General features: G+C 57.3%; 12 protein-coding genes and 4 pseudogenes. 5 read left to right on the top strand and 11 right to left on the bottom strand.

The window, feature by feature from the left end:
- Positions 1-86: 86 nt before the first annotated feature.
- Positions 87-1,676: an MDR family MFS transporter gene (locus BLIJ_RS02300; protein WP_012576860.1), complete on the top strand. Its 1,590-nt coding sequence runs from the start codon at positions 87-89 to the stop codon at positions 1,674-1,676.
- 99 nt (positions 1,677-1,775) lie between these two features.
- On the opposite strand, the gene BLIJ_RS02295 is transcribed toward BLIJ_RS02300, so the two are convergent.
- From BLIJ_RS02295 to BLIJ_RS15240, 6 genes and pseudogenes are all read right to left on the bottom strand, one after another.
- Positions 1,776-3,131, bottom strand: a complete 1,356-nt coding sequence (locus BLIJ_RS02295; RefSeq protein WP_042988442.1) for an Nramp family divalent metal transporter — start codon at positions 3,129-3,131, stop codon at positions 1,776-1,778.
- Positions 3,132-3,394: 263 nt separating this feature from the next.
- On the bottom strand, positions 3,395-4,138 hold the full coding sequence (locus tag BLIJ_RS02290) for an HNH endonuclease family protein (protein WP_012576858.1): 744 nt from the start codon (positions 4,136-4,138) through the stop codon (positions 3,395-3,397).
- 3 nt (positions 4,139-4,141) lie between these two features.
- Positions 4,142-4,858 carry an aldo/keto reductase gene (locus tag BLIJ_RS02285; RefSeq protein WP_012576857.1) on the bottom strand — a complete coding sequence of 239 codons (717 nt, stop codon included), beginning with the start codon at positions 4,856-4,858 and terminating at the stop codon, positions 4,142-4,144.
- A gap of 656 nt (positions 4,859-5,514) precedes the next feature.
- Positions 5,515-6,339 (bottom strand): annotated as a pseudogene (locus tag BLIJ_RS13305) (Ig-like domain-containing protein); the annotation flags it as partial.
- A 278-nt stretch (positions 6,340-6,617) separates the two neighbouring features.
- Positions 6,618-7,637, bottom strand: coding sequence for a LacI family DNA-binding transcriptional regulator (locus tag BLIJ_RS02270; protein WP_041981689.1), 1,020 nt, complete (start codon positions 7,635-7,637; stop codon positions 6,618-6,620).
- An 834-nt stretch (positions 7,638-8,471) separates the two neighbouring features.
- Positions 8,472-8,726 (bottom strand): annotated as a pseudogene (locus BLIJ_RS15240) (beta-galactosidase); the annotation flags it as partial.
- A gap of 21 nt (positions 8,727-8,747) precedes the next feature.
- Between BLIJ_RS15240 and BLIJ_RS02260 the strand changes: the two are divergent.
- Positions 8,748-8,948: pseudogene (locus BLIJ_RS02260) on the top strand (transposase); the annotation flags it as partial.
- Between the two features lie 117 nt (positions 8,949-9,065).
- Here BLIJ_RS02260 and BLIJ_RS02255 read toward each other — a convergent pair.
- The 4 genes from BLIJ_RS02255 to BLIJ_RS02240 all read right to left on the bottom strand — a co-directional run bounded on the left by BLIJ_RS02255 (position 9,066) and on the right by BLIJ_RS02240 (position 12,637).
- A complete protein-coding gene (locus tag BLIJ_RS02255) occupies positions 9,066-9,473 on the bottom strand; it encodes a hypothetical protein (protein WP_060620593.1) in 408 nt (135 codons plus the stop codon).
- Between the two features lie 50 nt (positions 9,474-9,523).
- A complete protein-coding gene (locus tag BLIJ_RS02250) occupies positions 9,524-10,171 on the bottom strand; it encodes an ABC transporter ATP-binding protein (RefSeq protein ID WP_012576851.1) in 648 nt (215 codons plus the stop codon).
- 30 nt (positions 10,172-10,201) lie between these two features.
- Positions 10,202-12,154 (bottom strand): hypothetical protein, encoded by a 1,953-nt coding sequence (locus tag BLIJ_RS02245; protein ID WP_012576850.1) that lies wholly within the window; start codon positions 12,152-12,154, stop codon positions 10,202-10,204.
- 75 nt (positions 12,155-12,229) lie between these two features.
- The gene (locus BLIJ_RS02240) at positions 12,230-12,637 is read right to left on the bottom strand and encodes a lactococcin 972 family bacteriocin (RefSeq protein WP_012576849.1); all 408 of its coding nucleotides are present in this window, start codon (positions 12,635-12,637) and stop codon (positions 12,230-12,232) included.
- Between the two features lie 194 nt (positions 12,638-12,831).
- Here BLIJ_RS02240 and BLIJ_RS02235 point away from each other — a divergent pair, with 194 nt between their 5' ends.
- From BLIJ_RS02235 to BLIJ_RS02225, 3 genes are all read left to right on the top strand, one after another.
- Complete coding sequence (locus BLIJ_RS02235; RefSeq protein ID WP_231837876.1) at positions 12,832-13,524, top strand: response regulator transcription factor; 693 nt, start codon at positions 12,832-12,834, stop codon at positions 13,522-13,524.
- A complete protein-coding gene (locus BLIJ_RS02230; RefSeq protein WP_012576847.1) occupies positions 13,521-14,783 on the top strand; it encodes a sensor histidine kinase in 1,263 nt (420 codons plus the stop codon). Before BLIJ_RS02235 ends, BLIJ_RS02230 begins: the two co-directional genes overlap by 4 nt.
- A 181-nt stretch (positions 14,784-14,964) precedes the next feature.
- On the top strand, positions 14,965-17,184 hold the full coding sequence (locus tag BLIJ_RS02225) for a sugar porter family MFS transporter (protein ID WP_012576846.1): 2,220 nt from the start codon (positions 14,965-14,967) through the stop codon (positions 17,182-17,184).
- A 104-nt stretch (positions 17,185-17,288) separates the two neighbouring features.
- Here the strand turns inward: BLIJ_RS02225 and BLIJ_RS13300 are convergent.
- A pseudogene (locus BLIJ_RS13300) lies at positions 17,289-19,252 on the bottom strand (ATP-binding cassette domain-containing protein); the annotation flags it as partial.
- Positions 19,253-19,639: the final 387 nt, after the last annotated feature.

Raw genomic sequence — 19,639 nt, 5'->3', positions numbered from 1 at the left:
GCACGCGCCGCAGGCACAACCAGTGCCGAACATGCCAACCGACACCGCCCAAAGCCATCAGGCCGAGCAACGGAAGTGGAGTGTGCGTGGCTGGAGAGAACGGAATCAAGAACCGTCGTGGCGAACTGCAACGAGTGCTGAGCCAAGAGGAATCATACGTTGACGGCAAGCTGAGTCATGCCGCGTTTGTTTCCATCGCAATCCTGACCTTTATTACCTTCGTCGGCAACTTTACGCAGCTGCAGCTGAGCTCGGCGCTGCCAATCATCGTTTCGGAATTCCATATTTCCGTAACCACGGGCCAGTGGCTGACCTCCGTGTTCCAGCTGGTCATGGGCGTTATGGTACCGCTGACCGCGTTCCTGACCCGTCGTTTCTCCACCCGACAGATCGTGATCTGCTCGATGGCGGTGTTCACGATCGGCTCCCTGCTGGCCTGGCTGGGCCCGAACTTCCTCTTCGTGCTGCTCGGCCGCGTGCTGGAGGCGGCCGGCACGGGCGTGATGTGGCCGGTGCTGCAGATCACGGTGTTCTCGATCTACCCGCTGTCCCGACGCGGCTTTGCTATGGGCACCGTGGGCATGGCCATGAGCGTGGCTCCGGCAATCGGCCCCACCTTGGGCGGCTGGCAGACCGACGTCAATGGCTGGCGTTCCATCTTCCTGACCATGACCGTGATTGGCGTGGTCTCGCTGGTGGCGGCCATGTTCGGACTACATAATTTCGGCTCGCATGACCCGTCTGCCCGCGCGGACTTTTTCTCGGTGAGCCTGTCGGTGATTGGCTTTGGCGGGCTGATGTTCGGCTTCACCAATTCGGAGGCCTACGGGTTCGCCGCACCGGTAACGTGGGGGCCCATGGCAGTGGGCCTGATTGGCATTGTCTGGTTCGTGCTGCGTAACCTGCGCGCTGGCAAGCGGTATCGCGAGGCCGTAGCCGAGGACAAGTCGGCACTCCCCCAGCCGCCGCTGCTGGACTTGGAAGTGCTGAAGAACCGTTCGTTCACCATCGGCACCATTACCGCGTCGCTGGCATTTTTCGCGTTCAGTTCGATTCTGGTCATCATGCCGCTCTATATCCAGACCGACCGTGGGTATTCTGCCACGATGAGTGGTCTGATCATGCTGCCGGGCGCTATCGGTCAGTGCATCTCCCAGTTCTTCGGCGGCCGTGCGATGGATCGATTCGGCGCACGACCCGTGGCTTTGTTCGGTTCGATTGTGTTGACCCTTGGCACCTTGGGCATGTCGCTGGTGGCGATGGATACGTGGATCTGGTGGGTATCGATCTGCCAGTTCATCCGTCAGATCGGCATGGGTTTCCTGCTGATGCCGATTACCACGTGGTCACTGAATTGCCTGAACGGGCCGAGCGAAGTGTCCGCCGGATCATCGGTGACGAATACCGCGCGTCAGATTGCGGGCGCTGTGGGCGCACCCGTGTTGGTGATTCTGATGGAAACGTTTGCCGCTTTGCATAAGCGGGGCGGCGCCTCCGCCGTCGCCGCTTCGATTTTTGGCATTCAATGGGCGCTGCGCATCTCCGCAATGATCTGTCTGGTAATGGTGTTGATGGTGTTCTTCGGCGTCAAGGGCGACGGTGCCGGTCGTACGCGAGACATTATTTCCTTGCGCGCGCTGCGCGAACGGCGTGCGCGGCGTATGGCTGCGAACTGACGGCAGATTCAACCATTCTTAACATAATAAGAAGCCCCGGTTTCCAACACCGGGGCTTCTTATTATGTTGTGCTATCGCAGGATTTCAGCTGGAGTCTATTACGCCCTGCCCATTAGCGTCAGGACAATCAGCAGCACGTTCAACGCCACAATCAGCGCCACGACGATCATAAAGATCACGTGCTTGACGGTTCCATCAGCCCACTTGCCCATGAGTTCCTTGTTATGCGTGTATCGCATCAGCGGAATCACGGCGAACGGGATGCCGATGGAAAGCACCACCTGGCCGATGACCAGCGCCTGAGTCGGGTCCTTGGCGAACCACAGCACAATCAGTGCCGGCACCAGCGTGACCACGCGGCAGGCCCACATCGGGGCGTTAACGTGCAGCAGACCGTGCATGATTTCCGAGCCGGCGTACGTGCCGACCGATGTGGAGCTCAGCGACGAAGCCAGCAGGCCGATGGAAAAGATCGTGCCGATCACCGGGCCGAGCACCTGCGTGATCGCCCGCTGTGCGCCGTCGATGGAGTCCGTGCCAGACATGCCATGCAGCGAGTTGGCGGCGAGCACCAGCATCGCCAGATTCACGGTGCCGGCCAGCAACAGCGCCCAGGCCACATCGATTTTCGAGCCTCTCAGCTGCGTTTTGATCGACGGCTTTTCGCCGCCTGCGTAATGGTCGTTCACCAGCGTGGAGTGCAGGTAGATGGCGTGCGGCATCACGGTGGCGCCCAGAATCGAGGCGGCCATCAACACCGAGTCGGCGCCTTGGAAGCGTGGAATCATGCCTTTGACCACTTCGTCGGGGTTCGGCGGGGCTACGAACAGGCCTGCGATGAAGCCGAATGTGATAATCAGCAGCATCACGATGATGATGCGCTCGAATGTGGTCTGTGTCTTGCCGCCTTGGAACCACAGCATCACCGTGGAGATTACGCCAATCGCCAAACCGCCGATGAACAGTGGAAATCCGAACAGCAGGTTCAGGGCGATGGCGCCGCCGATCACCTCGGCCAGATCGGTGGCGATGGCGATGACCTCGGCCTGCATGAAGAACATGAAGCGGCCGGCATCGCTCATACGCTCGCCCAGCAGTTCCGGCAGGGATTTGTTGGTCACGATGCCGAGTTTGGCGGACTGATACTGGATGAGCACGCTCATGGCGTTGGCGAGCACCAGCACCCACACCAACAGGTAGCCGTATCGTGCGCCGGAGGTGATGTTGGCCGCCACATTACCAGGATCGACGTAGGCCACGGCCGCCACGAACGCGGGGCCAAGGATGCTGGCCAGCGCATGGTCATGCGGCTTTTCCTTGTTGTTCGTCCCTGCTCCGGCCCCGGCAAGCTGGCGTTCCTTCTCGATTTCCGGTGTTTCCTGTTCGATGTCTGCCACAGCGTTCGTCATAGTGGTTGCCGCAGTGGCATCTGCTTCGGTGTGTGTTACTGCCATATTGTTTGTACCTGTTCCCTTCATACCGCGCGCAGTTATAGCACAGGCATGTTTCCCGAGTCAACAGACGGACAATCTGCGGACGATTGATGGATGACTGGCGGACTGGCAGCTGACATTTCCCGCCATCTCGCTCATGGAATACGACAAACCGCCGAAAACTCGCTCATGAAATGTGTAGCTGACAGTGCTATCTGCTTTGAAAGCAGATAGCGCTCTGCGAATGGCCTAATGTACCTCTCTCAAGCGAGATACCCTTCCTCTTATTCGTCTGCGGGCACGGCCTGGCCCGGGCAGGTGTGGAGGACGGCGAGCATGGCGTCCTTTTCTTGGGAGGTGACGGTGAGCTGGTACTTGTCTTTGACGCCAATCTGGCGGGCCACATAGTCGCAACGGTAGTCGGCGTTGGTGGGTAGCCAGTAGGCGGCGGAAGCCGAACCCTTCTCCTGATTGGCCGGGCCGTCGACGGCCAGCAGGTTGTAGGGGTCATTGCCGAATTCATGGCGTTTGGCAGTGGACCAGTCGTGCGCACCGGATTGCCAAGCGTTTTCAAGGGCCACCACATGGTCGATCTGCACTTGGGCGCTGGTGGCGCGGCCACGTACAAAATGGATGGTCTGAGCGGTGTACGGATCGGCCAGTGTGCCGGACTCGACCACACAGGAACCGGCGTATTTGTAGGTGATGTCCGTGAGATCGCGGGCGAGCACATCGTCGCGTACGTCGCAGCCATTGCCGTCGGCGTCGGTGGTGCGGAAACCGAAGGAATCGCGGTCGTAGCCGGAGGAGCTTTGGTTGTCGTCTACGGCGAGCGCGTTCAAAGTGTCGGCGGCTGAACCGGTGGCAGTGTAGCCACCGGTGATTTTGGCCGCGTCGGAGCTGACCTGCGGCAGTAACAGGCCGATGGTCACGCCGATTGCTGCGGCGAGAACGATGAGAATCAGCACGCGCTCCAGCGGCCCGGAGGCGTTGAAACGACGGCGAAAGTGGGCGTTACGGCGTGCCATCAATCACGCATAGGTGAAGGTGAGGGGGTCGTGGCCGGCGCGGGTGGGGCCGTCAAGGGCGTCGATGGCGGCATGTTCGTCGGCGGTCAGGGCGAAGCCGAACAGATTGAGATTCTCCTTCTGGCGGTCGGCATGCACGGACTTGGGGATGATGATCGTGCCGTTTTCGATGTGCCAACGCAGAATCACCTGGGCCGGGCTGACCTCATGGGCGGCGGCGATCTTCTCGATGGTACCGTCGCCGGCGTTGAGGTCGGCGCCACGCGCCATCGGCGAGTAGGCCTCCACGGCGATGCCGTGCTCCTTGCAGAACGCCACCACTTCGCGCTGCTGCCACGTGGGATGCAGCTCAATCTGATTGACGGCCGGCCATGCACCGGTCTCCTCGTGCAGACGCTTCAGATCGGCGGGCATGAAGTTGCATACGCCGAGCGTACGTGCCATGCCTTCGTCGCGCAGCTTGGCGGTAACCCACAGGGTCTCGCGCTTGGCACCGGTGTTGTATCCGGAAGCGGCGAGCGCACGACCCACGCCGGCTTCGTTGTTGTAGCCGGCCGCACCGTCGATGTGGCGGTAGCCGGCTTCCAGCGCGGATTCGACGACGGGGACCACACCCTCGTCGTCGATGCGTAGGATGCCAAGGCCGACCTGCGGAATGGAATGGCCGTCTTTCAAGGCGATGTCCGGCACGTTGGCGGGGTTGATGTGCCCGTTGGTCATGATGTGCGATGCTCCTTCATGTACTGCAACTACACGCCACTGTACACGGTTATGCAGGCGATGTGCGGGTGCTGCAACCAAACGGCATGATTGTGCCCGGCCTTCCGTGTGGGAGAGCCGGGCGCAATCATGACAACATCACGCTCTACTCCTGCGACCGGCCCTCGCCCTATTGTTCCCGGGCGCGAATTTGCCCCGGTACAGGCGTCAATCGATTGACGTTTACACCGGAGCAGAAATCGTTGTCCCGGTACGCAATTTCGGGCCATTTTCGAGAACTAGGACAAGCCAATCCCCAAAGTCCACATACCCCGACAAACAGAATCAGCAGAATACAGCCAATCCCGAAATCAACATACTGTCCCGGTTCTCACGTAGAACGGTTGACACGCAAACCGGGGCAACGGGAATTGTCCCGGTACGCGAAAAACACCCGTTTTCGCAAACCAGGACAGTGATTTCTGTCCTGGTACCCACATCAAACGATTGATGCACGAACCGGGACAGAATCGCATCGCTGCGCCGAGACAGACGCATCTGACAGCCAACAACCGATAAACGACAGCCGACAGATGGCATCCAGCAGACGAAAACCGACAGATGGCATCTGGCAGCCAGTTGCCGGCAACCGCATCATAATGCCGCATCAGTCTCTATCAGGAGCACTTACGACGCAAAGCAAGCGAGACCCCACCGGCCACGCCGAGAACGACAACCGCAAGACCCACGGCAGTCACCGCGCTACCGGTATTGCTCAGCACACCAGTAATCTCGTCGCCATTCGCACCGTTGGTCTTATCACCCTCGCCCGTATCGGGATTGATAGTAGCCCCGCCATTACCCGCACCGTCCGAGCCGCTGCCGGAACCACCTTCGGCCCGAGAGGCAACAGCAACCGTATAGGTTTCAGTAACATTCGGATTCGACTTGAGCGTTACGGTAACCTTCGCCGCATCAGCGGGAGCGGAGAAATCGTAATCGAGCATGAACTGGTCGGCGGCAAGCGCCTGATCGAGTTTGGCGAGCGACTCGTTGGTGTACTCATCGCGATTGATTTCCCCGGATTCGGCCACGGCCTTGTCCAAGTTCTCCGTGGATGGCTTCACCGGAGTTTCGGTCTTTTTGACGAGTGAGACCTTGTCCACATTGCCCCATGCGTCGGCAGGCAGGTTGCCCGTGATGGTGTATGTGCCCGCGCCACGAATCCAGTCAAGCGCAGCGGATTGCCAGGTCACGGTTTCGGTCTCGTCCACCCCATCCTGATAGTGTGCAGCCGCCTCACTCGGCAATTGCGCTTTGATCACGTCGATGGAATCCGAGTCAGTCGCGATAATCTCCACTGGATCTATCTTGGTGAACACATGATCGGTGACGGCACCGGTGTGAATGTACTTGAACGTCGGCAGAGAGGCGAGCGCCTTGCCATCGAAATCGAACAAAGCTTGGTTATCGACACCTGAGCCGACCCAGTACAGGCCGGCATCAGTGGCACAACCATGCGGGGGACGCTCTATGTGCATTAAGTCATGCTGCCGGTGCTCTTTAACTTGCATATCCACGGGGGCGGCACGAGGCGATTCGGCCGCCTTTACCCGTACACCCATGGGGCGGTAACTTGCCCATGGGGCGGTCGGTAAAATTTTATCTTCCGCAGAATAGAGCCATTCTCAGCTACCGCCCCATGAGGAAATCACCGCCCCATGGGACATTTATACAACAACGACTTCGTGCAACAGCACCAGCATTACGACAATGTTGTTTAGCGCGTGGAGGCGCGGGCGATTACTTGCGATTCGGCGGTGAGCAGTTCGGGCTTGGAAATGTCTCCAGCGATACGGCCGAGGATGCGGTCCACGGCGGTGGGCGCGGTCCAGTCGAGCCTGGAATCCATGGTGGTAAGCGGAATTTGCAGGTATGGGGCTTCCTCGTTGTTGTCGAAGCCGATGACCTGCACCTGCGCGGGAACCTCATAGCCGGCAGTGCGTAGTGCGGTCAATGCGCCAATGGCCAGCTGATCATTAAAGGCAACCACGCCGTCGAACGGCACGCCGGAATCAATCAGTCGCTGAGTCACACGAGCGCCAGCGCCGATGGTCCAATCCTGAGCGGTATTACCAATCAGACGAGGATCCAGCTCAAGCCCACGGCGGCGCGTTTCTTCAATGACACCACGCAAACGCAGTTGTGCGTTGCCTTCCACAGCCTGCAACAAAGCGGCCGTATCATAATCGCCTCGTGCGCCCACTACGGCGAGACGAGAAGAACCTCGATCGTATAGGTAGCCTGACGCTGTTGCTGCGGCGGCAACATCGTCCGGAGTCACGTGGTCGGCAACACCCCATGTGGTTCGGGCACCGACAATAACCAGCGGGAAATCAACCTTCAGGTCTTCGGGCGAAATATCCTCCACCTCGCTCATGGAGAGAATCATGCCGTCTGACACAGTGGAGTTGAAGTTCTTGAGCAGGTCACGCGCTCCTTTGGCCGAGCCCTCTGCATACGTGGTGACGTATACGGAGTAGTCGCGCTGACGGGCGGCGTCAATGGTGCGATTGGCCAGTTCAGCGAGATACGGCGGAGTGAGCGATGGCACCGCAAGAGTAATAAAACCGGTGTGGTCGCGATTCAGGTTGCGGGCGGCCACATTGACGCGGTAGCCGAGGTCCTTAACGACTGCTTCGACCTTTGCACGGGTTTCATCGGTCATGCGGCCGGAACCGTTAATGACGTTTGAAGCGGTTTTGAGAGACACTCCAGCGGTTTGAGCCACATCGCGCAGGGTGACTCGACGCTTGGCGGAGGCAGGGGATGCAGTGGAAGCAGCCTTGACCGCGCCGACCGTACGACTTGTGTTCGATTCGGCTTTCCCCACTGTGCATACCTCGTTTTCATCTCTGAAAGACCATCGACTCACCTATTTTAGGACCACATGGCACCATTTTCGAGCCATATCCGGCCTTCAAGGGGCTGATCTGAGGCTTTCCGGACATCTACCTCCGTTTCAAGGGGCTCTTCATCCGCGAAAGAGGAAGTATAAACGGCTTTGCTTCAACGCCATTAAGCCATTTTGGGGCCGCGTCTACTTTTGCAACAGCCCCTTGAAACGGAGATAGACATTTGCCCAACCGGTGTATCAGCCCCTTGAAACGGAGATAGCCGGTTGGACACTCATCTAGAGCGTGGTTTTGGTGATGAGAATGGCGTTGCGGGCCAGCTCGTAGCCGGTGGGGCCGGCGTTCCCGGCAATGAAATCGTCTAGACCGGGTTCGCACCGGCAGGCGATGATTGGCTCTTACTCAATGCCGTTGACGGCAACGGGCTGCTTCGAACGGTTCAGAGAGAAACCGAAGCGGATGGTGCCGTCTGAGGATTGGCGGATGGTGTGCAGGATGCGGGGGGTCATGAGTCGTGGCTGCTGCGGTCGTGGTTGCGGCGTTGATCTCTCCCCCACCCGGCCTTTGGTCGGGAGCCCTTTCGTCGGAGGGGGCTGTTGTGTTGAGTTCTGTGAGCAAGTGGGTGATGTCGTGGCGGCCAAGGTCGCAGCCCACGTAGATGGCGGCGCCTTGGCCGTGGGGGGGTGACTGGTGATGGCGGGGACGCCGTCGAGCTCCCAAAGTTCACCGGCGCGCTTGCGCGTGTTCAACGGCTTCCATTGTACGGCGGAGGTGGAGTGCTCCATCATGTACCACGGCTTGCCGGGGCAGATTGCTTCGATGGCGTCGCGTTCGGCCTTGTAGAAGTCGAGCAGCATGTCGTTGCCGAACCGTTTGTAACCCAACCGCTGGGGCGGGTTGACCATGCTGTCGCCGCCCATGTGGCGTGGCAGCAGCACCTCGGCAAAGCTGTTGACGTGCTGGGACCAGAACGCCTGTGGCCCAAGAACGAGGCGGCCCGTCCGATCCGCCGCCACTTCGCCGAGATCGTCGCATACTTCGAGCACCCGTACACCAACGCCGTCCTCGAGGACGCCGACAGCGTCATCCGGAACGTGAAGAGACGGGCCCGCGGCTTCCGCAACACGGACTACTTCGCCACCATGATCTACCTGACCTGCGGCAAACTCGACCTCAAAGCCGTCACCACCGCCTGACCACCACTCACCACAAACAGCGAATAACCGAAAAAACACTACCAATCAAGGCAAAAGTCAATTGGCGCGCATAGTGACTGATTCTTCAGTATTCCTTTTTCATATCCTCACTAAAAATTACTGTCGAACAAGCACAGTATATATTCCCAAACCATCATCATTAAGAATCTTCATGATTTTGTCACGTTCGATATCGTTTCCATATGTAATTTCGACATATCCTTTGTCCTGTATCCGGGAGGGGCAATCGGCGTGTTTAATGTTCACTTTAACGCTTTTCCCTACTGATTTGAGTTTGTCAATGGCTGCGCTGCTCTCGACATATATCTGCTTCGTTGTTTGGTAGGATGCCAAATCGTTGCACGGCAAACTTGTGCCATTTCTTTTCAGCGGAATGAGACCAATCATGATCAAGACAGCCGCAATGAGCGCCGACGTTATAAATGCGATGATAGCGTATAACAGCACCCGCCTAGCCAGCGATTTGCGCTTCGTCATACCGTCAGCGTTTATCTGGACCATCATTCCTCCTTGCGTTTTCACTATTCCACTTCACGAGGTATAGCAATCAATGATTAGTTATGATTGCCTACTTGGTAGTTTTGGTCACATGCAGAGACTAAAATGGGATCATGCGTGGCAAGAACCACAATTGCCCCTTGATCAGCTCGGTGCCGCAACAAATCAATAACGATTTGCCTGTTATGCGCATCGAGAGAAGCGGTGGGTTCATCTGCGAAAATTACAGACGCGTTCTTGTATATAGCGCGCGCAATTCCAAGACGTTGTTTTTCTCCTCCACTGAGATGAGACGCGGGTTCCTGAGTTCTTTTTGCCAGTCCAGTAGCTCTGAGAGCCTCTCGTATCTGTTTGCGGTCCCCTCCCGCACGTTGTCCAAATGGTCCAAGCTGCATGGAGACATTGAAAGCCACGCTTTCCTCGTCCATAATGCCGTAGTCCTGAAGGATGAACGAGGCCGTGTCATGCCAGAATCGTCTACGTCTTCTGGCTGTCGCGTGCGTGACATTTTCGCGATCGATCATAAGTCGTCCACCATCCGCTTCCTGTAGAAGACCGAGTGTGTGCAACAGCGTGGTCTTTCCGCATCCGCTGGGGCCAGTGAGGGCGACCATACCACCTTCGGAGATATGTAGGTCGACGTGTTCGAAAATTGTTCGCCCGGCAATGCGTACCGTCAGGTTGTCGCATTCTATAGTGGTCATAAACATGTCCTTTCTGCTGGGCTCGGTTGATTAAAGAGTGCGATTATTGATGCCCACAAACATGCGCTGTACGGACAGAATGTGCGAAAGTGCGGAAATGAAGATTGCCAGCAAACCCAGCGCTCCGGTCATTACTGCAGCTGAGATGCCTGTAGAGCGAAGTGCTATTGCAGCGAAGATAATTCCTCCTACTAACGCCGTACTGCTCTCCACAAGTATCGTGGACTCCGCCAATCGTCTTGCGGGGCTACCGTTGAGCATGAGCGGATAGTCGTGTCTTGCGCGCAGCGCAGCGCGGACCATCGCATGCACCATAACGGTTAAGGCAAACGCAACAATAAGCATTACAAATGCAGCGGCTTGCAGCCAAGCGAAATGTGCAGAGAACTGGGCCTGCAGAATCTGCTCTTCAGCGATGTATCGCACTTTGACCTGTCTTGACAACCCTGCTTGTCGCAATCTTGCTCGTACATCCTGAAGACCCGTCAACACGATGTTGCGTGTGGTGGCCGCCGGCACTAGAAATCCTGAGTCGGAGAATCCCGAGTAGTCAGGGAGAACTATGAGCGTGAGCCTTTTCGGGAAAAGCATAGTGTCAGAGCCGCCTTTGAGCACGGGTATTGCATCGCCGGAAACGCTATAATACAAGGCTCTTTCGAGCATATTCACACTGGTCTGGGAATCTGCACTCCATGCTGGTATCTGAGAAACTATGTCTTTCGCCTCCGCGGGTAGGTAATCGAACGTGACGCGGACTGAGTGCTCCATGTGAGCCGGGTCGACCTGTACCATATTGAGCCATTGCTGAGTGACTAACGCTACTGGTTCAGCACTTGGGGCTCCGGTCATTTCTGGCGTGAACGTGTAGGAGAGAGCTCCTCTCCCGTCATCTTCTATTTCACGCATCACGTTCGCGACCTTCGCATCCAGTTGGGGGTTATTTTCATACGACAGCGCTATTGAGACCTGATTAGACAAACGCTCCCATACACGTTGCTCGCGGGCCGATGAATCAGCCGATGCTATCGCCGACATTGCGGGCGCAGTCACCGCCAGCACCGCTACGAATACCATCGCTTTCATTGCCAAAGCAGATCGGCGTAGTCCGATATTGCCGGATGCGCGACGCATGATCATCGTTGCTGAAGGCCATGACAGCATGCCGACAATCAGCATCGCCACAAACAGTCCTGCCAACACGGTCCCTTCAAGTACCAGTAGTATGCGAGAGAAGTATGGTATGAACACCGCGCCTCTAACCGCACCAACCACCGTGACTGAGACGATGTCGATTAGGCATGCCGCACACAGCGATGGGGTCAGAATGCCCATCATGTCGTCTTTCTGTATGCGCCATACCGAGACGCCAGCTAATACCCGCAACGCCCTTGAACGAACTTTAGATGCCATCCAATACAGAACCATCGTCACCATCAGGGCAAGAGCCGCGGCCATCGACATCACGAAACTTGACTGTGAGGCTAGCAAGCGCACGTCATCACGCAACGAATCCGCACCCCACGCCACCATTACCCCATTGCGTACCGTCCAATCGCGCAGTGCTTTATCAGACTGGTTGCCTTGCAGTAGATAGTATTGACCGCTCGCAGAGGCCGCCGACAGACGCGACTGTCCTGCCACCTTAGAACTCGGCATGTTTCCAAATCGACGGACTGAAGTTCCCTCGGGCAGTCTTTCACTTGCAGTGGAATCTAGCGCGACAAATACTTGAGCGGATGCATCCCCGTCAAGGTCAGGCATAACCTTGACGATGCCGAGTTGTTGCTGTTCTCCGATATCAGCAAGCTCTCGCAGCATTTGAGCGTCATCCACGTTAGGTGATTGAAAATCCAGTGTCATCGAGATTGTAGGATGAATTCCTTGGGGTAAAGCTCTGTCATGTAGGTCGCTGGCCATGACTGACAATAACGTGGCGAGCAGAAATACCAACGTGGATACCATGAAGAACAGGCGACGATGCATGGTACACTCCAATCATCAGGAGAGGCCGATACCACACGGGAATGCCATATGCCATCGGCCGTTCATCATTACCTTTCAGGACACCCGATAGTAGTAGGCGTCGTTATTGCCCCAATAGTTCACAGCGTATTTCTCTGCAATGGACTGCTTCTTTGCGACTGTATCGATGCTGCGCACGGTATCCCCGTTCAACGAGACCGAAGAGCCATGCGTCCGTGTGTCATGCGTGTAATAGGAACGAATCTTGACGTTCCAGAAGCCCCATTCCCAGATACCGCCCTGAGCAGGGTACTGCGTATGCTTACCCTCCGGGTTGAGCCACATGGGCCGAATCCCATACTCTCCGCTTTCCGTGGTCGGCGCAATGACGTCGGCCTCAGCAGCAGAGGCGGATGCCACAGGGATGATTGTCATCGATGCGCAGGTCACCAATGCAACCGCCATCATCTTCAGCTTGGACTGTTTTCCTGTTTGAATGGACATGGTGTGCTCCATTCTCGTATCCGATCGTTCCGTTACCCATGAATTCCGTCAACACTGACCGGAACCCGCGTTCGCCGTTCCGGAATCTTTCCGGAACGTCTTCAAGGTATCGCCTTCTTCCGGGACAATCCACCGATGTCACTTCATAAGTGACATTGTGGGAAGCTGGCGACCATCCGCAATATCATCAAGACATGAACCAACAAGGCGAAGGAAAAGTGACATTGGGCATTGTGGACAACGACCAGCTGACGTTGGCGGCATTGTCGAGCATCCTGCGCAGTCTGCCTTGGCTGCACATCCTATGGACGACAATCTCAGGCGACGATGCGATTGACAACTGCTTGTCCCCGAGAACGCGTCCGCAAGTGATATTGGTCGATATGTCCATGGAGAACACGAGCGGTGCCATGGTATGCAGGACCTTACGCCGTCATTCGCTACCCATCGGAGTAGTATGCATGACCTCATTTTCGCTGGGAAGCTATGCTCGCGCAGCCGCCGAAGCCGGAGCTCAGGCGTTGATCTCCAAAACGGACTTACGCATCTTGTCCAGCGCCGTACGACGCGCATCGATGGGCTCGGCGACGCAATGCGCTGCTGATGAATCAGCACGTTTCACTGATGTGCCAGACACTGCTTCCAACCTTATTCCAGACTTTACTAAGGCTTCAGATAAGCGTTGGATGAACGGAGATCGACTGTCCGCACGGGAGGTTGAAATCCTGCGCATGTACTCCGAAGGACTGGAAACTGAGGAGATTGCGAGGTCTTTGTCCCTAAGCAAGTTCACCATCGGCACGTATGTCAAACGTGCGGTCGCCAAATTGCATGCACGGAACAGAATCCACGCCATCATCATGTGCGAGAAACGCGGACTGCTATGAACCATGAAAACACCAAACGGAATGGACTTGCACAGGATCAGAACGACGAAATAGGTACCAGCAGTTGGATGTACATGCGCGCAATCGCGGTCATGGCAGGATGCGGATACGGAAGTATACTGCTGGTCGCCAGTCTTGTCTCGGGTGTAATTGGATGGATTGCGTTCGCGATTGGCGTGGTAGCGATGGTTCTGTCCATCATCTCCATACGTTTTCCACTTGTGGCGGCGATAATGCAAACTCTGCTTTGGGCGTGCATTTGTATGGTTCCCGCATTATCTGAATTATCTTGGGCGTTGTTCCTCTCATTTGCCGCCACTCTAATGCTGGTCTCATTTCGATATACAGGACTAGGCATCGGCTTAGGCATAGTCCAATCATCCGTAACTGTCGTCTCCCACGCTATGCTGGGAATGTCCGGCGCGAGTCCATCGCCTATTTTTGACATGATTGCCGTAGTAGCGCTCCCCGCTGCTTCATGTATCGGCGTCGGCATGCAATGGCGCATTAGGCTCATGCGCATGCAGCAGATCCGCCATGAGCTGGATCGTCAGAGGGAGATTAACGAGGAACGTCGCCGCCGCGAGTTAATTGCTGCAACACTCCACGACCAAGTGACCAACCGACTCGCCTACCAGATACTTCGCATGCAGCACGACATACGGACTTGGTGTGAGCAACCACCGCAATCTGAACAGTACCAAGCCGAAATCTCTGAACTACTTGACATATCTCAAGATCTGCTCGAAAAAATACGGGCGACAATCGATGTACTCGGTTCCGAAACCATCGCAGACAATGAATCACACGATAGAGTCGAGCTTCCTAAGTCCAGAATGTCTCCCGCCCCTGAGACTGAGCAGGAAATGCTTGATGCACATCTTACACAGGCCAAGGAAGAGATGCGTGAACTTGGTTTTGCTGTGAACACACAACTTCTGGGCACTATGCCACTCAGCTACGATCCCAAAGTGCTGGATATAGTCCATACGGGCATAGATGAATTCACCAGCAATATGATCAAGTACGCTGATCCGATAAAAGAATGCAGTCTTATCGTCAATATCACAGCAGCAGATATAACAGTCATATCAAGCAATACGTGTAATACCAAGTCCTCATGTTATACCGCACGAGCTATGACAGGCGGTAGAGGACTATCTCAGCTTAGAATAAAAGCCAAGGACATAAATGGGACATTATCAAAGGATAATAGTGGCAAGGAGAGCATTTCCCGTCTTTCTATACCATGGCAATAACACCCTTGCTGACTGCAAACTGGCGAATTGCTTTAGAGTGCATTCGGAAAGACTGGCGAATTCCTCTGATTCACATCCCAGGATGGATTGTCTTGCGTGACGGGCCGGGACCAGCGCCAGACGGAGCCAGTTCGGCTAGTATGAATAGGCACCCCCATAGCTGTATTGAGAGGAAGAGCACATGGCGGGACTGTTTCGGACTGCTTCCAAGCAGCCCAACCCTTTAGGGACAGCCATACGCACCCGCGGATCAGGAAAATATACATTCGGACTGGCTTTGAGTGCGGGTCTTGCCGGATTACTGTACGGCTACGACACCGTCTCTATCTCCGGCGCCATCGAATTCCTGCGCGCCAGATATGGGCTCAGTACTCTCATGGAGGGCCTCGTCATCTCCTCCATCATGCTCGGTGCCGTCATCGGAGCGGCCACCGCCGGATTCCTTTCCGACCGATTCGGCAGAAAACGTATCCTTATTATCGGCGGCGCGTTCTTCCTCGTTGCGGCTGTATGGAGTGCGCTGACGATAGGTCCCATAGCGCTTATCGTGGCGCGCGTGGCCGGCGGCTACGGCATCGGCCTGACCGCCGCGCTGGCCGTCACATATATCACCGAATCGGCTCCGGCCAACATCCGTGGTCTGCTCGCCTTCTCTTATCAGTTGCTTGCGGTTTGCGGCCTCTTCCTGACTAACGTCATCAACTACATCATCGCCTCCTACGGATCAAACGACTGGGATATCGCCATTGGATGGCGCTGGATGCTGGGATTAGGCGCGATTCCGGCCGCCGCTTTCCTGCTGGCTATGCGGAGGGCACCGGAAAGCCCACGATTCCTCATTCAGGTAGGCAGAACCGATGAAGGTTTCGCGGTGCTCGAGCACATCCTCGGCACCGAACGCGCACGCCTGCGCACCGATGACATCCAAGCCTCGGTCAAACTGGAAACCGAGATGTCGCACGAATTCCATGATTTGTTCCGTCCAGGCCTGCGACGGGCACTCGTCATCGGCATCTTTCTCGCCGTGTTCAACCAGTTCATCGGCATGAACGCCATCTCCTACTATGGGCCGGTGATGTTCTCGGATCTCGGGTTCGGCGGGGACACTCAGTTCCTCGCGGCCGCCAGCGTAGGCGGCGTGGAGCTGGTGGCCACCGTGGTAGGCATGTACCTGATCGACACGTTCGGCCGTAAACGTCTTATGGAAATAGGCACCGGCATGATGTGCGCGTTCGCGCTATGCATTTCGGGCTCGTATTTCATGGGCAATTCGCTGCTGACGCTTATATTCGTCATGGCGTTCACCATATCGTTCGCCTTTTCGATGGGGCCGATTCCTTGGATTGTGATTCCCGAGCTCTTCCCCACGTATCTGCGCGGTCGTGCCACCGGATTGTGTGTGATGTGTCTGCTGTTCGCCAACTGGATCATCGCACAATTCACGCCGATGATGATCGATGGATTGGGCGGCGGCATATCGTTCGCGATTTTCGCGTTTCTGGATCTGATTTGCCTGTTCGGCATCGTGGCGTTGGTGCCGGAGACAATGGGACGCACGCTGGAGGAAATCGAGCATCTATGGCAGCCGAAAACCGATTTGGCCTCTGCAAAATACTCGCTGAGCACGGCTGATGCGAATATCCGCCACGCGGAAGCCACGCTGCGTCGTATTGAAAACGAACGTCAGCAGGCATTGGGAATTATGGATGCGGCTGAGCGGGCTCGCGCTGCGGCACAGCAGAAGATTTTCGCCATAGAGACCGCCAAAAGGGCCGAGGCAGAACGGCTGACGGCGCAGCGCGCTGCCGAGGAAGCCGCCAAGGCAGCGGCGAATATGGCTGCAGAAGAAGACACGGCAGCGACCGTCTCGGAAGTCACGACGGATGAGAACGTGCCGTCGCTTGTGCGGCGTACGAGGGGCGCTGTTCTGGTTGGTAAGTCATCCAGTAGACGGCACGACGGCGAGTATACGGGCGGCCCTGCGGATGGCTCCGTGACTGGCTCTGCGGCCGGTGCGATGCTGGACGGCGCGGCGGCCGAGGCAGCGGCCAGCGCAGCAGTCGCGGCCTTGGCCGATTCGTTGCCCGACGACCCATGCACGCTGGCGAATCGGCCGACTACGCGCAGTGGTGCGGATGATACGGATAGCGTTGATGCCGCAGATGCCGTTGATTTCGCGAATGACGCGAATCGAAACCGCAAGCAGACAAATGCCGTGCAGCCGGCACATATGGCCTCTATTGAGCACGCGCACAGTGCCGATACGCCTCGCGGGGTATTACTGCCCAGTGCCGACGAGGATTCCTACAGCGAGCATTCCTTCGCCGAGACGGATGACGACCGCGAGGCTCAGGCCATCGACGCGGCCCTCGACTCTCTGGATGCCCTTATCAGAGGCTGATATATAAGGAAATACAGGATTCCCGCCTTGCGCAGCCGAAACGCACCGACGCGCAAGGCGGGAATCCTGTATTGCAGAGTATTGCGGCCTGTGACTGTGTGACTTTACAGATTCAGCACCGCATCGGCAACGCGCATGGCGGATTCACGGCGAGGGACCAGCACTACAGCCACGTCTTGCCCCTTATCCGCATTCTGCTCGCTCTTGGACAGCTCATGAATGGAACGCAGAATGATGGCTTCATTCAAGGCATCCAGACGACTGGTCGGCTCGTCAAAGAGCACCAAGTCGGCATTGCGTAGGAATACGCGAGCCAATCCGATGCGCTGGCGTTCGCCTTCAGACAGTCGGTCGCCCAGCTCACCCACCTGGGTGTCGAGCCCATCCGGCAACGAATCAATCAAGTCAAGCACGGATGCCTTGGCGAGGGCTTCGCGGAGTCGGGCGTCAAGAACACCGGCCGCTCCCCCATTGCGAATCTCCGATTCAGGCAAGGCGATAAGCAGATTCTCTCGAATCGTGCCGTCGAACAGGTGGGTCTCCTGACTCATCATGGCCTGAATACGGCGGCGGGCATGCACATCGATTTGCGGTAGCGGCGTGCCGGACAGCGTCACTTGGCCACGCTGCGGGTCCCAATAGCGCATCAGCAGCTTCAGCATAGTGGACTTGCCCCTGCCGCATGGGCCTTGGATACCGAGGATGCCGTGCTGCGGCACATCGAGCGAGAAGTCGGCGAGAATCGCCTCGCTCTCCTCCCCCGGGTACGCGAAAGTGACGCGGTCAAGGCGCATGCCCTCATAATCCGAGTTCGCAGTGCCAGTTTCTACCACGCCCGGCGCTTCGTCCATCAGACCGAACAGACGACGGGCGGAGGCGAAGGTCTGGGTGAGGTTCGCGGGCAGGGCGGCGAGCGCCAGCGTCGGCCCGAACGAGCTGGCGAGCAGCGTGAAGGCGGCGATCAGCGCCAACACCATCCAGGGGCTCAGCGTGGCCGCCACGATGGCGTAGACGATGGTGGTGGTCACGGGGTTGCCGGCGAGTGCGAATCCGGCGATGGTGCCGAACACCGGTAGGAAGGTTGCGGCAAGGTGGCCGATGGTGCCGGCCGTGGAAGCCGCGACCATAAGCCCGGCCAGCGGCTTGGCCTCCCCGAGTAACCGCTTGATGACTTGGAACGTGCTCATCTCGGCCGGCGCTGCAGCCGGAGCTGGCCACTGGACAGGTTGGCGGCGTCGGACGCAACGTCACCGTTCTGGCCGTCATCAGGCAAAGCCATCAGAAGGTTCTCACGCAGAGTACCAGCAAACAGATGGCTACTGGCACCGATCAGGGTGATGGTTCGGGCGAGCGTCTCTCCGGACGGGTCGGATACCTTGACGTCGTTCAGCGTAAGCGAGCCTTGGTATCCGGTCAGCGTGCCGGCAAGCAGCGCGGCAGCCGTGGATTTGCCGGAACCGGAGATGCCGACGATGGCGGTGAGTTGACCGGGGTAGGCAGTGAAGGTGAGGCCGGTGAGCGCAGGTGCCGGCGCGGAATTCATTTGCTGAACGGCGGCACCGGAATCGGCGCTGTCATAGGAATAGCCGACGTGGTCGAAGCTGACGGTGATTCCGCCATCGGCCTCGGTCCCGGCCTTGGTACCGGTATCAGTCCCGACATCAGTACCAGTGGCGGCCGGCAGCATGGCAGTGCCATGGGCGGGCTCGGGGGTGTCCAGCAGGGCGAAGATACGTTTGGTGGAGGTCATGCCGTTCATCGCCACGTGGAAGTAGGAGCCGAGTTGGCGCATGGGGATGAAGAATTCGGCGGACAGCAGCACAATCAGCAGCAGTCCGGCGAGGGTGAGCGGGAAGCCCGCACCGAACGGCATCAGGTATTGCAGGCCGTAGGCCAGGTAGGCGAATGCGCCGGGCAGGTGGGCGGCGAGCATGATCGGCGACCAGCCGGCGGCGCTGGCTCCTGCGGCGGCTGCGGTGGTATGCGCATACTGCCATAGAGCCACACCAATGCCGGCCGCCGCACCGCCGTAGGCCACGATATCCATGGCGGTCAGCGAGCGCAGCTGGATCTGCAGCACGCGCATGGTCATGACCCTGCGCTCCACATTCCGCGCAATCCCATTCACCTTAAGCGAACGCCCTCGCACATGCCAGACTTTTAAAGTGAGAGAGGCCACAGAATTTTCGATTGCGGAGTGCGCATGCTAGACGCGCCAACCAGAAGAAATATGCTTCGATATCAGGGGCTGAAGCATCAACTACACCCAATACGTACATTTATCCGTTTCGAGGAAGCTAATTTTTGCGTTTGCCGGAGGTCTACTTCCGTTTCAAGGGGCTGATTTCGCATTTGCCGGAAGTCTATCTCCGCTTCGAGGGGCTCCTCATCCATGTAATCGGAAGTATAAACGGCTACACGTCAACGTCATTCCGCCGTTTTAGGGCCGCGTCTA

This window comes from Bifidobacterium longum subsp. infantis ATCC 15697 = JCM 1222 = DSM 20088 (genome assembly GCF_000269965.1).
Lineage (GTDB): Bacteria > Actinomycetota > Actinomycetes > Actinomycetales > Bifidobacteriaceae > Bifidobacterium > Bifidobacterium infantis.
The sequence above is the reverse complement of the archived record's forward strand: the minus strand, read 5'-3'. Positions and strand labels throughout refer to the sequence as shown.